The organism is Actinophytocola oryzae (genome assembly GCF_004364325.1).
Classification (GTDB): domain Bacteria; phylum Actinomycetota; class Actinomycetes; order Mycobacteriales; family Pseudonocardiaceae; genus Actinophytocola; species Actinophytocola oryzae.
On record NZ_SOCP01000001.1, the window covers coordinates 22,040 to 35,619 of the forward strand.

At 73.2% G+C, this 13,580-nt stretch carries 11 protein-coding genes; 8 read left to right on the top strand and 3 right to left on the bottom strand.

The annotated features are described in order from the left end of the window. Window positions 1–55: 55 nt before the first annotated feature. Window positions 56–1,129: an alcohol dehydrogenase catalytic domain-containing protein gene (locus tag CLV71_RS00105; protein ID WP_133900485.1), complete on the top strand. Its 1,074-nt coding sequence runs from the start codon at window positions 56–58 to the stop codon at window positions 1,127–1,129. Between the two features lie 35 nt (window positions 1,130–1,164). Here CLV71_RS00105 and CLV71_RS00110 read toward each other — a convergent pair whose 3' ends face one another. Beyond that, the gene (locus CLV71_RS00110) at window positions 1,165–2,352 is read right to left on the bottom strand and encodes a cytochrome P450 (protein ID WP_133900486.1); all 1,188 of its coding nucleotides are present in this window, start codon (window positions 2,350–2,352) and stop codon (window positions 1,165–1,167) included. Between the two features lie 98 nt (window positions 2,353–2,450). Here CLV71_RS00110 and CLV71_RS00115 point away from each other — a divergent pair, with 98 nt between their 5' ends. After that, a complete protein-coding gene (locus tag CLV71_RS00115; RefSeq protein WP_133900487.1) occupies window positions 2,451–3,095 on the top strand; it encodes a TetR/AcrR family transcriptional regulator in 645 nt (214 codons plus the stop codon). On the opposite strand, the gene CLV71_RS00120 is transcribed toward CLV71_RS00115, so the two are convergent. Further along, window positions 3,092–3,289, bottom strand: a complete 198-nt coding sequence (locus CLV71_RS00120; protein ID WP_133900488.1) for a ferredoxin — start codon at window positions 3,287–3,289, stop codon at window positions 3,092–3,094. The genes CLV71_RS00115 and CLV71_RS00120 overlap by 4 nt on opposite strands. A 126-nt stretch (window positions 3,290–3,415) precedes the next feature. Between CLV71_RS00120 and CLV71_RS00125 the strand changes: the two genes are divergently transcribed. Continuing rightward, window positions 3,416–4,525: an NAD(P)/FAD-dependent oxidoreductase gene (locus CLV71_RS00125; RefSeq protein WP_208297311.1), complete on the top strand. Its 1,110-nt coding sequence runs from the start codon at window positions 3,416–3,418 to the stop codon at window positions 4,523–4,525. A 21-nt stretch (window positions 4,526–4,546) separates the two neighbouring features. Beyond that, the gene (locus tag CLV71_RS00130; protein ID WP_208297312.1) at window positions 4,547–4,906 is read left to right on the top strand and encodes an RNA-binding S4 domain-containing protein; all 360 of its coding nucleotides are present in this window, start codon (window positions 4,547–4,549) and stop codon (window positions 4,904–4,906) included. Window positions 4,907–4,910: 4 nt separating this feature from the next. On the opposite strand, the gene CLV71_RS00135 is transcribed toward CLV71_RS00130, so the two are convergent. After that, the gene (locus CLV71_RS00135) at window positions 4,911–6,791 is read right to left on the bottom strand and encodes a Na+/H+ antiporter (RefSeq protein ID WP_243866104.1); all 1,881 of its coding nucleotides are present in this window, start codon (window positions 6,789–6,791) and stop codon (window positions 4,911–4,913) included. A 399-nt stretch (window positions 6,792–7,190) separates the two neighbouring features. Here CLV71_RS00135 and CLV71_RS00140 point away from each other — a divergent pair, with 399 nt between their 5' ends. The 4 genes from CLV71_RS00140 to CLV71_RS00155 are packed head-to-tail and all read left to right on the top strand — an operon-like array spanning window position 7,191 to window position 13,559. Next, window positions 7,191–9,362, top strand: coding sequence for a fibronectin type III domain-containing protein (locus tag CLV71_RS00140; RefSeq protein WP_133900490.1), 2,172 nt, complete (start codon window positions 7,191–7,193; stop codon window positions 9,360–9,362). Then, a complete protein-coding gene (locus tag CLV71_RS00145; protein WP_133900491.1) occupies window positions 9,359–10,345 on the top strand; it encodes an AAA family ATPase in 987 nt (328 codons plus the stop codon). Before CLV71_RS00140 ends, CLV71_RS00145 begins: the two co-directional genes overlap by 4 nt. Further along, window positions 10,342–11,490, top strand: a complete 1,149-nt coding sequence (locus CLV71_RS00150; protein WP_243866105.1) for a DUF58 domain-containing protein — start codon at window positions 10,342–10,344, stop codon at window positions 11,488–11,490. The genes CLV71_RS00145 and CLV71_RS00150 overlap by 4 nt, the downstream gene beginning before the upstream one ends. Next, a complete protein-coding gene (locus CLV71_RS00155) occupies window positions 11,487–13,559 on the top strand; it encodes a transglutaminase domain-containing protein (RefSeq protein ID WP_133900492.1) in 2,073 nt (690 codons plus the stop codon). Before CLV71_RS00150 ends, CLV71_RS00155 begins: the two co-directional genes overlap by 4 nt. Window positions 13,560–13,580: the final 21 nt, after the last annotated feature.

Genomic DNA, 13,580 nt, shown 5'->3' on the forward strand with positions numbered 1-13,580 from the left:
GGGCCCGGCCCCATTGGACGAACACGACAGGGAACCTTGTGATTAGGTCGGGGACATGGTGAAGGCAGCGGTGCTGACGAAGCAGGGTGGGCCACTCGAGGTGCGGGAGATCTCGCTCGGCGAGCCGGGGCCCGGTCAGGTGAAGGTCCGGGTCCACGCCGCCGGGGTGTGCCACTCGGACCTCTCCCTCGCCAACGGCACCCTGACCCAGGAGGTGCCCGCCGTGCTCGGGCACGAGGGCGCCGGAGTGGTCCTCGCCGTCGGCGAGGGTGTCTCGCGGGTGGCCGTCGGCGACCACGTGGTGCTCAACTGGGCGCCCGCGTGCCGGGAGTGCTGGTTCTGCGAGCACGGCGAGCCGTGGCTGTGCGTGCACGCCGAGGACGTCGCCCGCGCCCCGTACGCCACTCTCGAGGACGGCACGCCCGTGTACCCGGGCCTGGGCACCGGCGCGTTCGCCGAGGAGACGGTCGTGCCCGCGGCCGGGGTCGTGAAGGTGCCCGACTCGGTGCCGATGGAACAGGCCGCCGTGCTGGGTTGCGCCGTGCAGACCGGCGCGGGGGCGGTGCTCAACACGGCCAGGGTGCGGGCGGGCGAGTCCGTGGTCGTGTTCGGGCTCGGCGGGGTCGGGCTCTCGGCGCTGCAGGCCGCGCGGGCGGTCGGCGCGGGACCGGTCATCGGGGTGGACGTCAACGCCGCCAAGGAGGACCTCGCCCGCCGGCACGGGGCGACGGACTTCGTCGTGTCGGACGAGACCACCGCGAAGGCCGTCCGCAAGCTCACCGGCGGGCGCGGCGCCGACCACGCCTTCGACTGCGTCGGCCTGCCCGTGACGATCCGCGGCGCGTGGTCGGCGAGCCGCCGGGGCGGCTCGGTGACGGTCGTGGGTGTAGGCGGGCGGGCCGACAAGGTCGAGTTCTCGGCGCTGGAGCTGTACTGGTTCGGCCGCACCCTGCACGGCTGCGTGTTCGGGTCGGGTGACCCGGACGTCGAGATCCCGCGCCTGCTCGACCTGGTGGCCGACGGCAGGCTGGACCTCGCCGCCCTCACCTCGGCCACGACCGACCTGGCCGGCGTCAACGACGCGTTCGCGGACCTCGGCGCCGGCGCCAGGACGGTCGTGTTGCTCTAGCCCGGGTTGCCGGGTCGCTCCCGCAAGCTCCGCTCCTACCAGCTGACCGGGAGGCTGTGCAGGCCGTAGACGGTCGCGTCGTCCTTGAACGACAGCTCCGACATGGGCGCGTCCACCCGCAGCGTCGGCACGCGCCGGAACATCGTGTCGAACACGACCTGCAGCTCCACCCGGGCCAGGTTCTGGCCGAGGCACTGGTGGGCGCCGTAGCCGAAGGCGATGTGGTTGCGGGCGCCCCTGGTGACGTCGATCCGCTCCGGGTCGGAGAACACGGCCGGGTCGTGGTTCGCGGCGTTGCCCAGCGTCAGCACACCCTCGCCCGCCTTGACCTCGACGCCGCCGACGACCGTGTCCGCGACCGCGACGCGGGAGGTCACGAACTCCGCGATCGTGAACTCCCGCAGCAGCTCCTCGACCGCGCCGGGGGTCTTCGACGGGTCGGCCCGCAGCGCCTCGACCTGGTCGGGATGCTGGAGCAGCGCGACCGTGCCGAGCGAGATCATGTTGGCCGTGGTCTCGTGGCCCGCGATCAGCAGCAGCACCGACAGGCTCACGAGCGCGTCGTGGTCGTCGGCCCGGTCGGGGCCGTACCTGGCGATCTGCCGCCCGATCAGGTCGTCGGTGGGGTCGGCCTCCTTGGCGGTGACGAGCTTGTCGAGGTAGTCCCGCAGCGCGTCGGCCGCCGCCCTGACCTCGTCGGTCGTCGACTTCTGCGACAGCAGGGTCTTCGAGGCGGACTGGAAGAAGTCGTGGTCGGCGTAGGGCACGCCGAGCAGCTCGCAGATGACCAGTGACGGCACGGGGAGCGCGAACTCGGCCACCAGGTCGGCCGTGCGGGACTCCTTGGCCAGCATGGCGTCGAGGTGCTCGTCGACGATCTGCTGGATGCGCGGGCCGAGCGCGGCGAGCCGCTTGACGGTGAACTCGCCGAGCACCGCGCGGCGGGCCGGGCCGTGCTCCGGCGGGTCCAACATGATCAGCGTCGGCTTGAACCGCTCGTCACGCCGGATGCGGCGGCCGGTGGGGTTCGGGAAGTTCGGGGCGGCCCGGTTCGAGGAGAACGCGGGGTCGGTGAGCACCGCGCGCACGTCGGCGTGCCGGGACGCGGCCCACACCTCCTGGCCGCCACGCAACGTCACCTTTTTCAGCGGGCCGGGCTCGGTCGTCGAACCATCCCCGTGGAACGGGCACGCCCGCGGCGGGAAGGACTCGGTCTTCTGCATGATCACCCCTAGATCCGGAAGAAAGCCGTCCGTTTGTATCGACAGTAGTCAGTTCGGCGCTCTCCGTCCACCATCGGGTGAAATGGGATAATCCAGGGATGACCACTCCGGAGACGCCGCTGCGGGCCGACGCGCGCCGCAACCGCGACCAGATTCTGGTTGCGGCGCGGGAGATTTTCGCCGAGCGGGGCGCGGACGTGGCGATGGAGGAGATCGCGCGGCGGGCCTCTGTCGGCGTCGGCACCCTCTACCGACGGTTTGCCGACCGCGAGACGCTCATCCGAGCGGTGTTCCGCGAGACGTTCCAGGTCGTGGCGGACGAGGTGCACGCGGCACTCACCGAGGAGCCGACCGGCTGGGCGGCGCTGACGCGCGTCATGCGGCAGTCGGCGTGGCTGCACGTGAGCGTGCAGTCGAAGTCCCCGACGGTGACCGCGGTGGTGCGGGCGGACCCCGACACGTCCCGCCTACGCGACCACCTGCTGGACATGCTCGGCGAGGTGGTGCGTCGCGCACAGGACGAGGGCACGCTGCGGCGCGACGTGGCGGTCGGCGACCTCGCGCTGCTGTTCATGTCCGTGGTCAACCAGGCGCCCAGCCTGACCTCGGAGGCGGCGCGGCTCGCCCCCGGCCGCGTCCTGGCGATCATGATGGACGGCCTGCGGGCGCCCGCCGCAGGCGAGCTGCCCGGCCGCCCACTGACCCGCGTCGACCTGAACTTCGGGGACAGGTGCCCCGACTAGTCGTCTTCCAGGGAGAGCGCCTGGCTCGGGCAGAGGTCGACGGCCTCGTGCACGTTCTCCAGCACATCGCCCTCGGCGCGGTCGGTCAGCAGCACGACGGTGCCGTCCTCCTCGCTCTGGTCGAACACGCGCGGCTCGGTGAGCGCACACTGGCCGGCACCGACACAGCGTCCGACATCCGTGACGATCCGCATCGCTGGCAAACCTCCTGTTACTCGGGAACGGTGTCGACCGTACGCGGTGTGACTGGAGTCTCGCGCCACAGGTGTCACGAACTTCCCCGATGTCCAGTCCTGTTCGCGAGGAAGGGAGATCGAGTCATGACTACTCGCATCGTGGTGCTGGGGGCGGGCTACTCGGGGCAGCTCGCGGCACGGTTGGCGGCCAGGCAGCGGGACACCGAGGTCACCCTCGTGAACGAGCGGGACCGGTTCGTCGAGCGGGTCCGCCTGCACCAGCTGGTGTCCGGGCAGGACCTGCGTGACCGGCCGCTCGCCGACCTGGTGAAGGGCACCGGGATCAGGCTGGTGATCGACAGGGTCACCGCCGTCGACGCGGCCGAGGGGTCGGTCGCACTGGCAGGCGGGGAGACGCTGCCCTACGACACGCTCGTGTACGCGCTGGGCAGCCGGATGGACCTCGCCTCGGTGCCGGGGGCCGCGGAACACGCGTTCACCGTCGCCACCGTCGAGGAGGCCGCGCGGCTGCGTGCCCGGCTCGCCTCCGGCGAGGTGGTCACGGTCGTCGGCGGAGGACTGACCGGCATTGAGACCGTCACGGAGCTGGCCGAGCGGCAGCCGGACCTGAAGATGCGGCTGCTCACGGCGGACGGGCTCGGCGACCGGCTCTCCGCCAAGGGCCGCAGGCACCTGCGCCGCACGTTCGACCGGCTCGGCATCCACGTGCGCGAGCACGCGCGGGTCGCCGAGGTGCGGTCCGACGGGGTGGTGCTCTCCGACGGCGAGCACGTCGCCTCGGACGTCGTGGTGTGGACGACCGGGTTCGTCGTGCCGACGCTGGCGAAGGACGCCGGTCTCGCCGTCGACGACCACGGCAGGCTCGCCGTGGACGCCACGACGCGGTCGGTGTCGCACCGGAACGTGTACGGCATCGGCGACGCCGCGGCCATGCGCATGCCGGGTGGGCAGGAGCTGCGGATGGCTTGTGCGACAGGGCTTCCCGTCGCACAGCAGTCCGTCCGCGCGATCATGGCCCACCGCGACGGCCGTCCCGCGAAGGACTTCGGCTTCCGGTACGTGAACCAGTGCATCAGCCTGGGTCGCCGCGACGGCCTGATCCAGTTCGTGAACCGGTTCGACGAGCCGGTGGAGAGGGTGCTCACCGGGCGCCTGGCCGCCCTGTACAAGGAGGCGATCGTGCTCGGCGCGTTCCAGACCCAGCGCCACCCCTCGATCCCGACGTCGTTCTAGCGGTTGGGCCATGATGGGGGCGTGGAGTCGACCCGTGTGGACCGCTGGCTGTGGGCGGTCAGGCTGACGAAGACCCGTAACGACGCCGCCGCGGCCTGCCGGGGCGGGCATGTGCGGGTCAACGACCGCCCCGCCAAGCCGGCGACGACCGTGGTCGCGGGCGACGAGGTCCGCGTCCGCGTCGCCGGGAACACCCGCCTGGTCGAGGTGGTGCGGGTGATCCAGAAGCGGGTCGGCGCCCCCGACGCGGCCACGTGCTACCTCGACCGCACACCCAAGCCGCCGCCGGAGGCGCTGGTGCCGGTGGCCCGCCGGGACCGGGGCGCCGGTCGCCCGACCAAGCGCGACCGGCGGGTGCTGGACAGGTTCCGGCAGAGCTGAGGGCTCAGCCGAGCTGCTGGTCGACGTAGCACCAGCGCCACGTCTCGTTCGGCTCGAAGCTGCGCATGACCGGGTGGCGGGTCTCGCGGAAGTGCTTGGTCGCGTGGTTGCCGGGGGAGGAGTCGCAGCACGCCACCATGCCGCACTTGAGGCACATGCGCAGGTGCACCCACGACAGCCCCTCGGCGACGCACGCGTCGCACTTGTCCGGTGAGCTGGGCTCGATCTCCTTCCACGGGTGGCCGAGGTGCTTGCACGAGCCCGCCGTCGCCATCGGCGTGCGCAGCTCGCGGTCCAGGTCGGCGACCTCCTCGTCGTCGCGGTCGAGCATGGACTCCTCGATGTCCAGGCGTGCCAGCAGACGGCGAAGGACGATGTCGTCGGCGGTGCCGCCGTCGCGGGCACGCAGGAACTCCTCGCGCTCGGCCTGGAGCAGCTCCAGGCGCAGGCGCCGGTAGGTGTCGCTCGGGGTCTCCGGCAGCGCGCTGTTGCGCCCGAGCTGCTCCCATGCCGAGTCGGAGCGGTCGCGGAGCCGGTCACGCAGGCGCCGGATGACCTCCTCGGGGTCCTCGGGGGTGCGGACCTTCTCCAGCCGGTCGAGCGCGACGAGGGTCATGTCGTTGAGGACGGCCGCCTCCTGCAGCGCGTCCTCGGCCGGGTCGGGCGGCGGCAGCTTCAGCCGCCTGATGAGCCTGGGCAGCGTCATGCCCTGGAGGACCAGCGTGCCCGCCACGACGACGAACGCCGCCAGCAGCAGGACCGCCCGGTGCGGTGTGTCGGCGGGGAGGATGAACGCGGCGGCGAGGGTGACCACGCCACGCATGCCCGCCCAGGCGATCACCGCGGAGTAGCTCCACGGCCAGACGTGGGCCTTCTTTCCCGGCCGCAACCGCCGCACGATCCGTTTGCCGAGGCCGATCCCGGCGAGCCAGGCGATGCGGGTGGCCATCGTCGCGCCGAGCACGGCCGCGCAGATGCCGACGACCAGCGCCGGTGAGACACCGCTGTCGGCGACCTCCTCGAGGATCCAGCGCAGCTGTAGCCCGATCAGGAGGAAGACCATGTTCTCCAGCAGGAACTGGATGGTCTGCCAGTTGTGCTGGCTGGCGATGCGCGCCGAGCCCGACGAGATGGCGGGCGACTTGTGCCCGAGGATGATCCCGGAGATGACCACGGCCAGCACGCCCGAGCCGTGCGCGGCCTCGGCGAGCAGGTAGGCGACGAACGGCACGGCGAAGGAGAGCGCGGTGTCGGTGACGAGGTCGTCCAGCCGGGAGCGCAGCATGGCCGCCCCGAGGCCGACGATCGCCCCGGCCAGGGCGCCGCCGAGCAGCGCGACGACGAAGTCCAGCCCGACCTGCCAGAGCGTGACGGACCCGGCGATGGCCGCGATGGCGGTCCGCAGGGCGACGAGGGCCGCGGCGTCGTTGAAGAGGCTTTCCCCTTCGAGCAACCGCACGAGCTTGCGCGGCATCCCCACCCGCCGGGCCACGGCACTGGCCGCGACGGCGTCGGGCGGCGCGACGACGGCCCCGAGCGCGATGCCCGCGGCCAGCGGCAGCCCCGGCACGACGGCCCAGGTGACGAGCCCGACACCGAAGGTGGTGAACACGACGAGCGCGACCGACAGCGAGGCGATCGGTCCACGCAGCTTCCGGAAGTCGACGAGCGAGGTCTGGACGGCCGCCGAGTAGAGAAGCGGCGGCAGTAGACCGACGAGCACCACCTCGGGCTCGAGGTGGTAGTCCGGCACCCCGGGCACGAACGAGGCGACGACGCCCGCACTGATCAGACAGAGCGGCTCGGACCAGTCCAACCGCCGCGCCACAGCGGTGACGACCAGGACGGCCACCACCAACCCAACGAACTCAGCCGCGATATGCACCCGGTAATCATCACCCGGCCCCCACCAGCCGTGCGAGGTGCCCGACCGAGCACCCACGACCGCACCGAAGGACGCCTTCGTAACGTCCAGTGCACTGATGGGCGCCTTCGTTACGGCTGGTGCACTGATGGGCGCCTTCGTTACGGCTGGTGCACTGATGGGCGCCTTCGTTACGTCCGGTGCACTGAAGGGCGCCTTCGTAACGCCTCGTGCACCGAAGGCGTCCATCAGTACTTGCGCGCGCGGACTCGAACCAATCCACCCGGGGGCACGCGCCGAAGCAGTGGTGATTCGGCAACAAACAATCGGTTCCGATGGTCTGGGTTGAACTGGGGCCGGTACGCTCTCGCGCGGGTCGGGGAGAACTGGGGATTCGTCGTGTGGCAACGGATTGTCGCTGTGGTTCGCGGGCGTCGCCGGGTGCGGGACTCCGCCAGTTTCGGGGCCGCGTCCCTCGGGGTGCTGCTCCTCGTGGGTGCGGCCCTCGGAACGGGGGTGGCCAGGACCGCCGTCGACGTGTCCGACGGGCTGACCTGGTTACCGGACAGCCCGCGTGGCGAGGTCGTCCAGGTCAACCCCGCCAGCGGGCGGCCGGAGGTACGCCTGCGGGTCAGCGGCGGCGACGCCCTGCTCGACGTCACCCAGAAGGACGGCCTGCTGGTCATCCTCGACCGGCGCGACGGGCAGATCACCGTGCTCGACCTCGCCACGCTGCTGGCGAGCGGGCGACGGTCCGCGCCACCGGGTCCTGCCACCAAGGTGCTCGTCTCCGAAGGGCGCGTCTACGTCGTCGACCGCGTCGCGGGCACCATCGCCAACGCCGACCCGGTGACCCTCGTCGACGTCGGGAAGCCGTGGCGTGCCGGGAAACCGCTCGCCGACGTCGTGGCCGACGAGGCGGGCCTGGTCTGGGCCGCCGACTACGACGGACGCCTGCACACCCTGGAGTGGGTGGCCGACGGGTTCCGCGAGCGGTCCGGCGAGCAGGTCAGGGGGGCGGGCCCGGCCACGGTCCTCGTCCCGCACGCCAGGGGCGTCACGATCTTCGGGCTCGACGGCGGTGTCGTGCGGCAGGTCGGCACCGGCCAGGACGTCAGCGGGTCGACGCCGAGGCTGCCGGGTGAGGTCCTCGCCGCGCAGAGCAGCCCGGTCGGCCTGGCCCCCGCCGCCGTGCCCGGCCAGGGCACCGTCGTGTTCGTGTCCGGCGACCGGGTCGTGCGGGTGGACACGTCGAGGCTCGGCTGCCCCGTGCCGTCGCGGCCCGTCGTCTTCCGCGACAAGGTGTACGTGCCGTGCCGCGGCGACGGCAAGGTGATCGTGCTCGACCGGGCGGGCAAGCGCGGCGGCGCGGACCTCGACACCCCCGGCGACGGCGACCCCGAGATCGTCCTCGACGACGGCAAGCTCTTCATCAGCGACCCGGGCGCCGAACGCGGCGTGATCGTGGACTCCGACGGCTCGACCCGCTCGGTCACCATCCGCAGCCCGTCGCTGCCCGTGGTCGACCCCGACCGGCCGCCGAGCACCGAGGTGCCCTCGCCGCCCCGACCGAGCCCCCGGCCCGAGCTGCCGCAGGACCGGGACCAGGGCAGGCCGCCGGAGTCGCCGAGCGCGGGCGTGCCGACCGGCGGGTCGACCGCGCCGGGCGGCGGCCAGGTCCCCGGCGCGCCACCCGGGGTGACCGTCACCCTCGCGAACCGTTCCGCCACCGAGCTGGCCGTCACCGTCAGCTGGGGTGCCGCGCTGGACAACGGCGAGAAGGTCACCGGCTACACGGTCGACGCGAGCGGGGCCTTCACCGGCGGCACCCGGTCCGCCCAGACCACCGAGACCAGCGCGCAGCTGAGCTTCCCCTGCGGCGGCAGCACGTTCTGCTCGAACGGCCGCCTCGACGTGTCGGTCAAGGCGTGGAACCGGGTCGGCGAGAGCACACCGGGCACCCGCTCGTGGAGCGTGCCGTCGGCGTCCGACCCCTCGACGAACACCCCGCCGCCGCAGACGCAGACGCAGCCACCCACCAACGACCCGCCACCGACGAACGACCCGCCGCCGACGACCACGACGACGACGGACCCGCCCTACACCCCGCCGCCACCGCCGCCCGTGACGGTGCCGACCGCGGGCGCGGCCGTGATCACCACCATCACGGCACCCTACGGGCCGACCGACTACACGCGCCGGGTCGCCATGAGCCCGCCGAGCGACTGGGCCGGCCACGACGGCGCGTGCCAGCTCGTCAACACCACGCAGGGCTACACGGTGACCATCTCCTGCGGCGCGACAAGCGCGGACATCGCCGTCGAGACGGGTCCGAACCGGATCGTGGTGCGGGCGGTCGCCCGTGACGGGAGCCGGTCGGTCGACTCGGCCGTCAAGAACGCGCCGGGGCCGAGGGAACCGCAGTGCGGCAAGTACGCGTGCTTCGGCAGTGGCCACATCGTGGAGCTGTCGCCGACCGGGAAGTCGGTCGACTTCGGACAGGCGGGTGCCGGGATCGGGTTCCTCGTCATCGCCGTGGTGGTGCAGGTCGTCGGCAGGCGCCGGCCCGAAGAGGAGGAGAGCGAGCGATGACCACCGTCGCGGGGCCGGGGATCGGCGAGCGGGACATCGCCGCCTTCCGCCTGCTGCACACACAGGTCGGGGACGCGATCGAGGTCGCGGTGCGGGGCAAGCGGTCCGTCGTCGACCTCGTGCTGGTCGCGATGTTCGCGGGCGGGCACGTGCTGCTGGAGGACGTGCCGGGCACCGGGAAGACGACGCTCGCACGCGCGGTGGCCGGCGCGCTCGGCGGGCTGTCGCGGCGCGTGCAGTTCACGCCCGACCTGCTGCCCTCGGACGTCACCGGCACCTCGGTGTACGACCCGCGCAGCGGGCAGGTGAACTTCCGCCCCGGCCCAGTGTTCGCGAACGTCGTGCTGGCCGACGAGATCAACCGCGCGGCGGCGAAGACCCAGTCCGCACTGCTGGAGGTCATGGAGGAGCGGACGGTCACCGTCGACGGCGTCGCCCACGCGGTGCCCGACCCGTTCCTCGTCGTGGCCACGCAGAACCCGATCGACCTCGACGGCACCTACCGGCTGCCGGAGGCGCAGCTCGACCGGTTCATGGTGCGCACGTCCATCGGCTACCCGGAGGCGGACTTCGAGCTGGACGTGCTGCGGCCCGGCTCGACCGCGGGACGGGTCGGGCAGGTGCCGACGGTGACCAGCCCGCCGGTCGTCGCGCAGTACGGGCGGTTGCTGTCCACGCTGCACGTGGCGGAGCCGATCCTGCGTTACGTCAGCGAGCTGGGTACCGCGACGCGTGAGGAGCCGAGGCTGCGGCTGGGTGCCAGCACGCGCGGGCTGCGTGCGCTGGTGCGGTGTGTGCAGGTGTACGCGGCGGCGCAGGGGCGGCACTACGTCGTGCCCGGTGACGTGCAGAAGCTCGTGGAGCCGGTCCTCGCGCACCGGCTGGTGCTCACGAGGGAGGCGTTGCTGGCGGGGGTGACGACCGGCGAGGTGGTGGCCGAGGTCGCCGAGCGTGTGCCGGTGCCCCGGCCACAGGACCAGTGACCGGCAGGGTGCGCCTCACCGCGCGGGGGGTGAGTGCGCTCGTGCTGGGGGCGCTGCTGGCCGGGCTGGGCGGGTGGTGGCGGTATCCCGGCGTGGCCGCGTTCGGCGCGGCACTGGTGCTCCTCGTGGTGGCGGCGGTGGTCTCGGTGGTGGTGCCCGCGCCGGTGCGGGCGGAGCGGACCGTGCGGCCGAGGACCGTGCACCGGTTGGGCACGTGCACCGGCACCCTGTCGCTGACCAGCACGAGCAGACGGCTGCCGGTGCGGCTCGACGCGGTGGACCTCATCGGGGGCACACCGATCGGCATCGAGGTGCCCGCGCTGGCGCCGGGTGAGGAGTCGTCGGTCGACTACCCCGTCCCGACCACGCGTCGCGGTGTCCTGGCGATCGGCCCGCTGGAGCTGCGGCGACCGGGGCTGGCGGGTCTGGCCGGGGCGCGGATGTCACTGGGCGAGGTGACCGACGTGCGGGTGGTGCCACGCGTGCTGCCGGTGCGGGGGCTGCCGGCCGGGGTGCGGCGTGGGCACGTCGGTGCGGACGAACGGGTCGAACGCGGCGGCACGGACCTGGTGGGGCTGAGGGAGTACGTGGCGGGCGACGACCTGCGGCGGCTGCACTGGGCGACGAGCGCGCGGACCGGGGTGCTGATGGTGCGGGAGGACGCGGACCCGGCGCGGCCGCATCTGGCTGTGCTGCTGGACGACCGGGCTGCAGTCCATCCGGACGCGGACGGGTTCGAGGACGCGGTGGAGACGGCCGCGTCCCTGCTGACGGCGGCGGTCGCGGGTGGGCACCCGGTGCGGTTGATGTCGGCGTCCGGTGGGGTGGAACTGGAGGTGCCCGCCGGGGCGCTGTCGGACGACACCGCGCTGGCCGCACTGGCCGACATCCAGCCGGTGTCCGGGGTGGACGGTCTGCTGCCCGTGCCGGTCCGGGACCTCGACGTGGTGGCGGTGATCTCCGGTGTCGGCGCGGACCAGGCGTCGCTGCTGCTGGAGGCCGGTCGCGCGTCGGTCGGGGTGGTGCTGGTCGTCGACCCGGCGGCCGCCGCGCCGTCGGCACACGCGGTCGGTGGTGCGCTGGTGCTGACCGGTTCGCGGGTCGAGGACCTGGTCGCCCTGTGGGACACGGTGGTGGCCCGATGAACGGAACCGGCCGGACGTCGAGCACCGTGATGTCGTTGCGCGGGAGGGCGCTGTGGGCCGTCGCCGTGCTGGGGGTCGGGTGTTGGCAGCTTTCGCTCGGCTGGGCGTCGGCGGTGGCCGGCGCGGTGTTCGTGGGGGTCGTGGTTCTGGTGTTCGGGCTGGTTCTCGGGGCTCGGGTGGTGCGGGTGCCGGGTGGGTTCGTGGTGCTCGGGGTGCTGACCGCGGCTCTTGTCGGTGCCTACTACGCGGCGCCTGCGTCCGGGCCACTGCAGGCTGTCGTCGACTCCGTGCCTCGGCTCCTGACCGCGCCTCGGCCCGCACCCGTCACGGCCGCGTTTCTCGTGCCCGGGGTGCTGCTGGTCGCCGTGGTCGCGCTGGTCAGTGCGCTTTCCCTGCGTGCCAGGGCTTTGGTGGTGCCTGCGGTCGGCGGAGCCGTGCTGTACGTGGCGGGCGCGTTGCTGACGGCCGGGCGCGCCGATCCGCGTGGGTTGGGCGCACTCGGGCTGCTGGCGGTGACCGGTATCGGCTGGGTGCTCGTCGACCGGGGGCGGCGACGTGGATCCGTTGTGCCACAGTCGGTCCTGGTCGTGGGACTGGCCGGTGTCGCGTTGGCCGCCGTGCTCCTGCCCGCCGGCAGGCCTTTCGAGCCGAGGGATCTGGTCACGCCGCCGGTGAACGACCTGCCGGCGTCCAGTCCGCTCCCCGCGCTGTCGTCGTGGGCGGCGGCCGGCGACACCGAGCTGTTTCGCGTGCGTGGCGGGGAAATCCCGATGCGGCTCGTCGCCCTGGCCGACTACACCGGCGCGACGTGGCAGGCGACCACTGTCTACAGTCCTGTTGGTACGGTCGCGGCGCCGGATCTGCCCGCCGGTGCCCGGCACGTCGAGACACGCGTCGACGTGACCATCGGCGACCTGACCGGGCCCTGGCTGCCCGCTCCCGGCCGGCCGACCGCGACGTCCGCCGAGGACGCGGTCGTCGACGCCAGCTCCGGATCCGTCGTGCTGCCCTCGGGGGCACGGCAGGGGTTCGAGTACACGGTGGAGTCCAGTGTGGACGCTCCGGACGACGCTGACCTGATCGCGGCGAGCGTGCCGGGCGGTGGTGCCGCGCGGCGCTACCTCGGCCTGCCGGACCTGCCGTTCGCCCTGGCCGAGTACGCCCGCCGCACGGTGGCCGACGCGCGGACCCCGTTCGAGAAGGCGGTCGCCATCGAGGAGGTCGTGCGGGCGGACCGTCGCCCGAACGCGGAGGCGCCGGTCGGCTCGTCGTACGCGCGGCTCTCGACGTTCCTGTTCGGTGCGCCGGGGACGGCGGGTGCCGGCGAGGGCACCGCGGAGCAGTTCGCGTCGGCGTACGCAGTGCTCGCGCGGGCGGTCGGGTTGCCGACCCGGGTGGTCGTCGGCTTCCGGCCGGTGCCGCCCGGTCCGGACGGGGTCGCGGTCGTGCGGGCCGCGGACGCCACCGCGTGGCCGGAGGTGTACTTCTCCGGCTGGGGCTGGGTTCCGTTCGACCCGGTGTCCGGCACGGACGACGGGCCCGCTTCGGCGTCCCGTCGCGAGGTGATCAACCGCCTGGCCACCGCCACCCCCACGCCGTCGACCCCCGCGGTGAGCGGACCGGCGATGCCGTCGAAGGCACAGGTGCCGGACGCGGCGCCGACGACCGTGGTGGCGACGAGGAAGCCGTGGTACCTCGTGATCATCGCGGTGCCGGTGCTGGTGCTCGTAGTACTGGGCGGGCTGCGGGCCGGCAGGCGGTCGAGGCTGCGGCGGGCGGGTGCGACCGGCGCGTGGGCCTACGTGCTCGACTCGCTGCTGCTCGCCGGCCGCACGCCGCCACGGGCGAGCCCGGCCCCGGAGATCGCGAACGGCCTGGCGACCCCCGAGGCCCGCAGGCTGGCGGTGCTGGCCGACCGGGCGGCGTTCGCCCCGAACCCGGCGCCGGCCGAGGTGGGTCGTGCGGCCTGGCCGCTCGCGCTGCGCGTGCGTGCCACGCTCCGGCGAAGGGTGCCCTGGTACCGCAGGCTCTTCTGGGCGATCGACCCCCGCCCGCTCTGGCGTCGCTGACCGCCCGCACTGAAGGACGCC

What these genes read in the sequence shown, in the direction of transcription:
- CLV71_RS00105 (WP_133900485.1), top strand. Translation starts at nt 56, where the DNA reads ATGGTGAAGGCAGCGGTGCTGACGAAGCAGGGTGGGCCACTCGAGGTG.
- CLV71_RS00110 (WP_133900486.1), bottom strand. Translation starts at nt 2,352, where the DNA reads ATGCAGAAGACCGAGTCCTTCCCGCCGCGGGCGTGCCCGTTCCACGGG.
- CLV71_RS00115 (WP_133900487.1), top strand. Translation starts at nt 2,451, where the DNA reads ATGACCACTCCGGAGACGCCGCTGCGGGCCGACGCGCGCCGCAACCGC.
- CLV71_RS00120 (WP_133900488.1), bottom strand. Translation starts at nt 3,289, where the DNA reads ATGCGGATCGTCACGGATGTCGGACGCTGTGTCGGTGCCGGCCAGTGT.
- CLV71_RS00125 (WP_208297311.1), top strand. Translation starts at nt 3,416, where the DNA reads ATGACTACTCGCATCGTGGTGCTGGGGGCGGGCTACTCGGGGCAGCTC.
- CLV71_RS00145 (WP_133900491.1), top strand. Translation starts at nt 9,359, where the DNA reads ATGACCACCGTCGCGGGGCCGGGGATCGGCGAGCGGGACATCGCCGCC.
- CLV71_RS00155 (WP_133900492.1), top strand. Translation starts at nt 11,487, where the DNA reads ATGAACGGAACCGGCCGGACGTCGAGCACCGTGATGTCGTTGCGCGGG.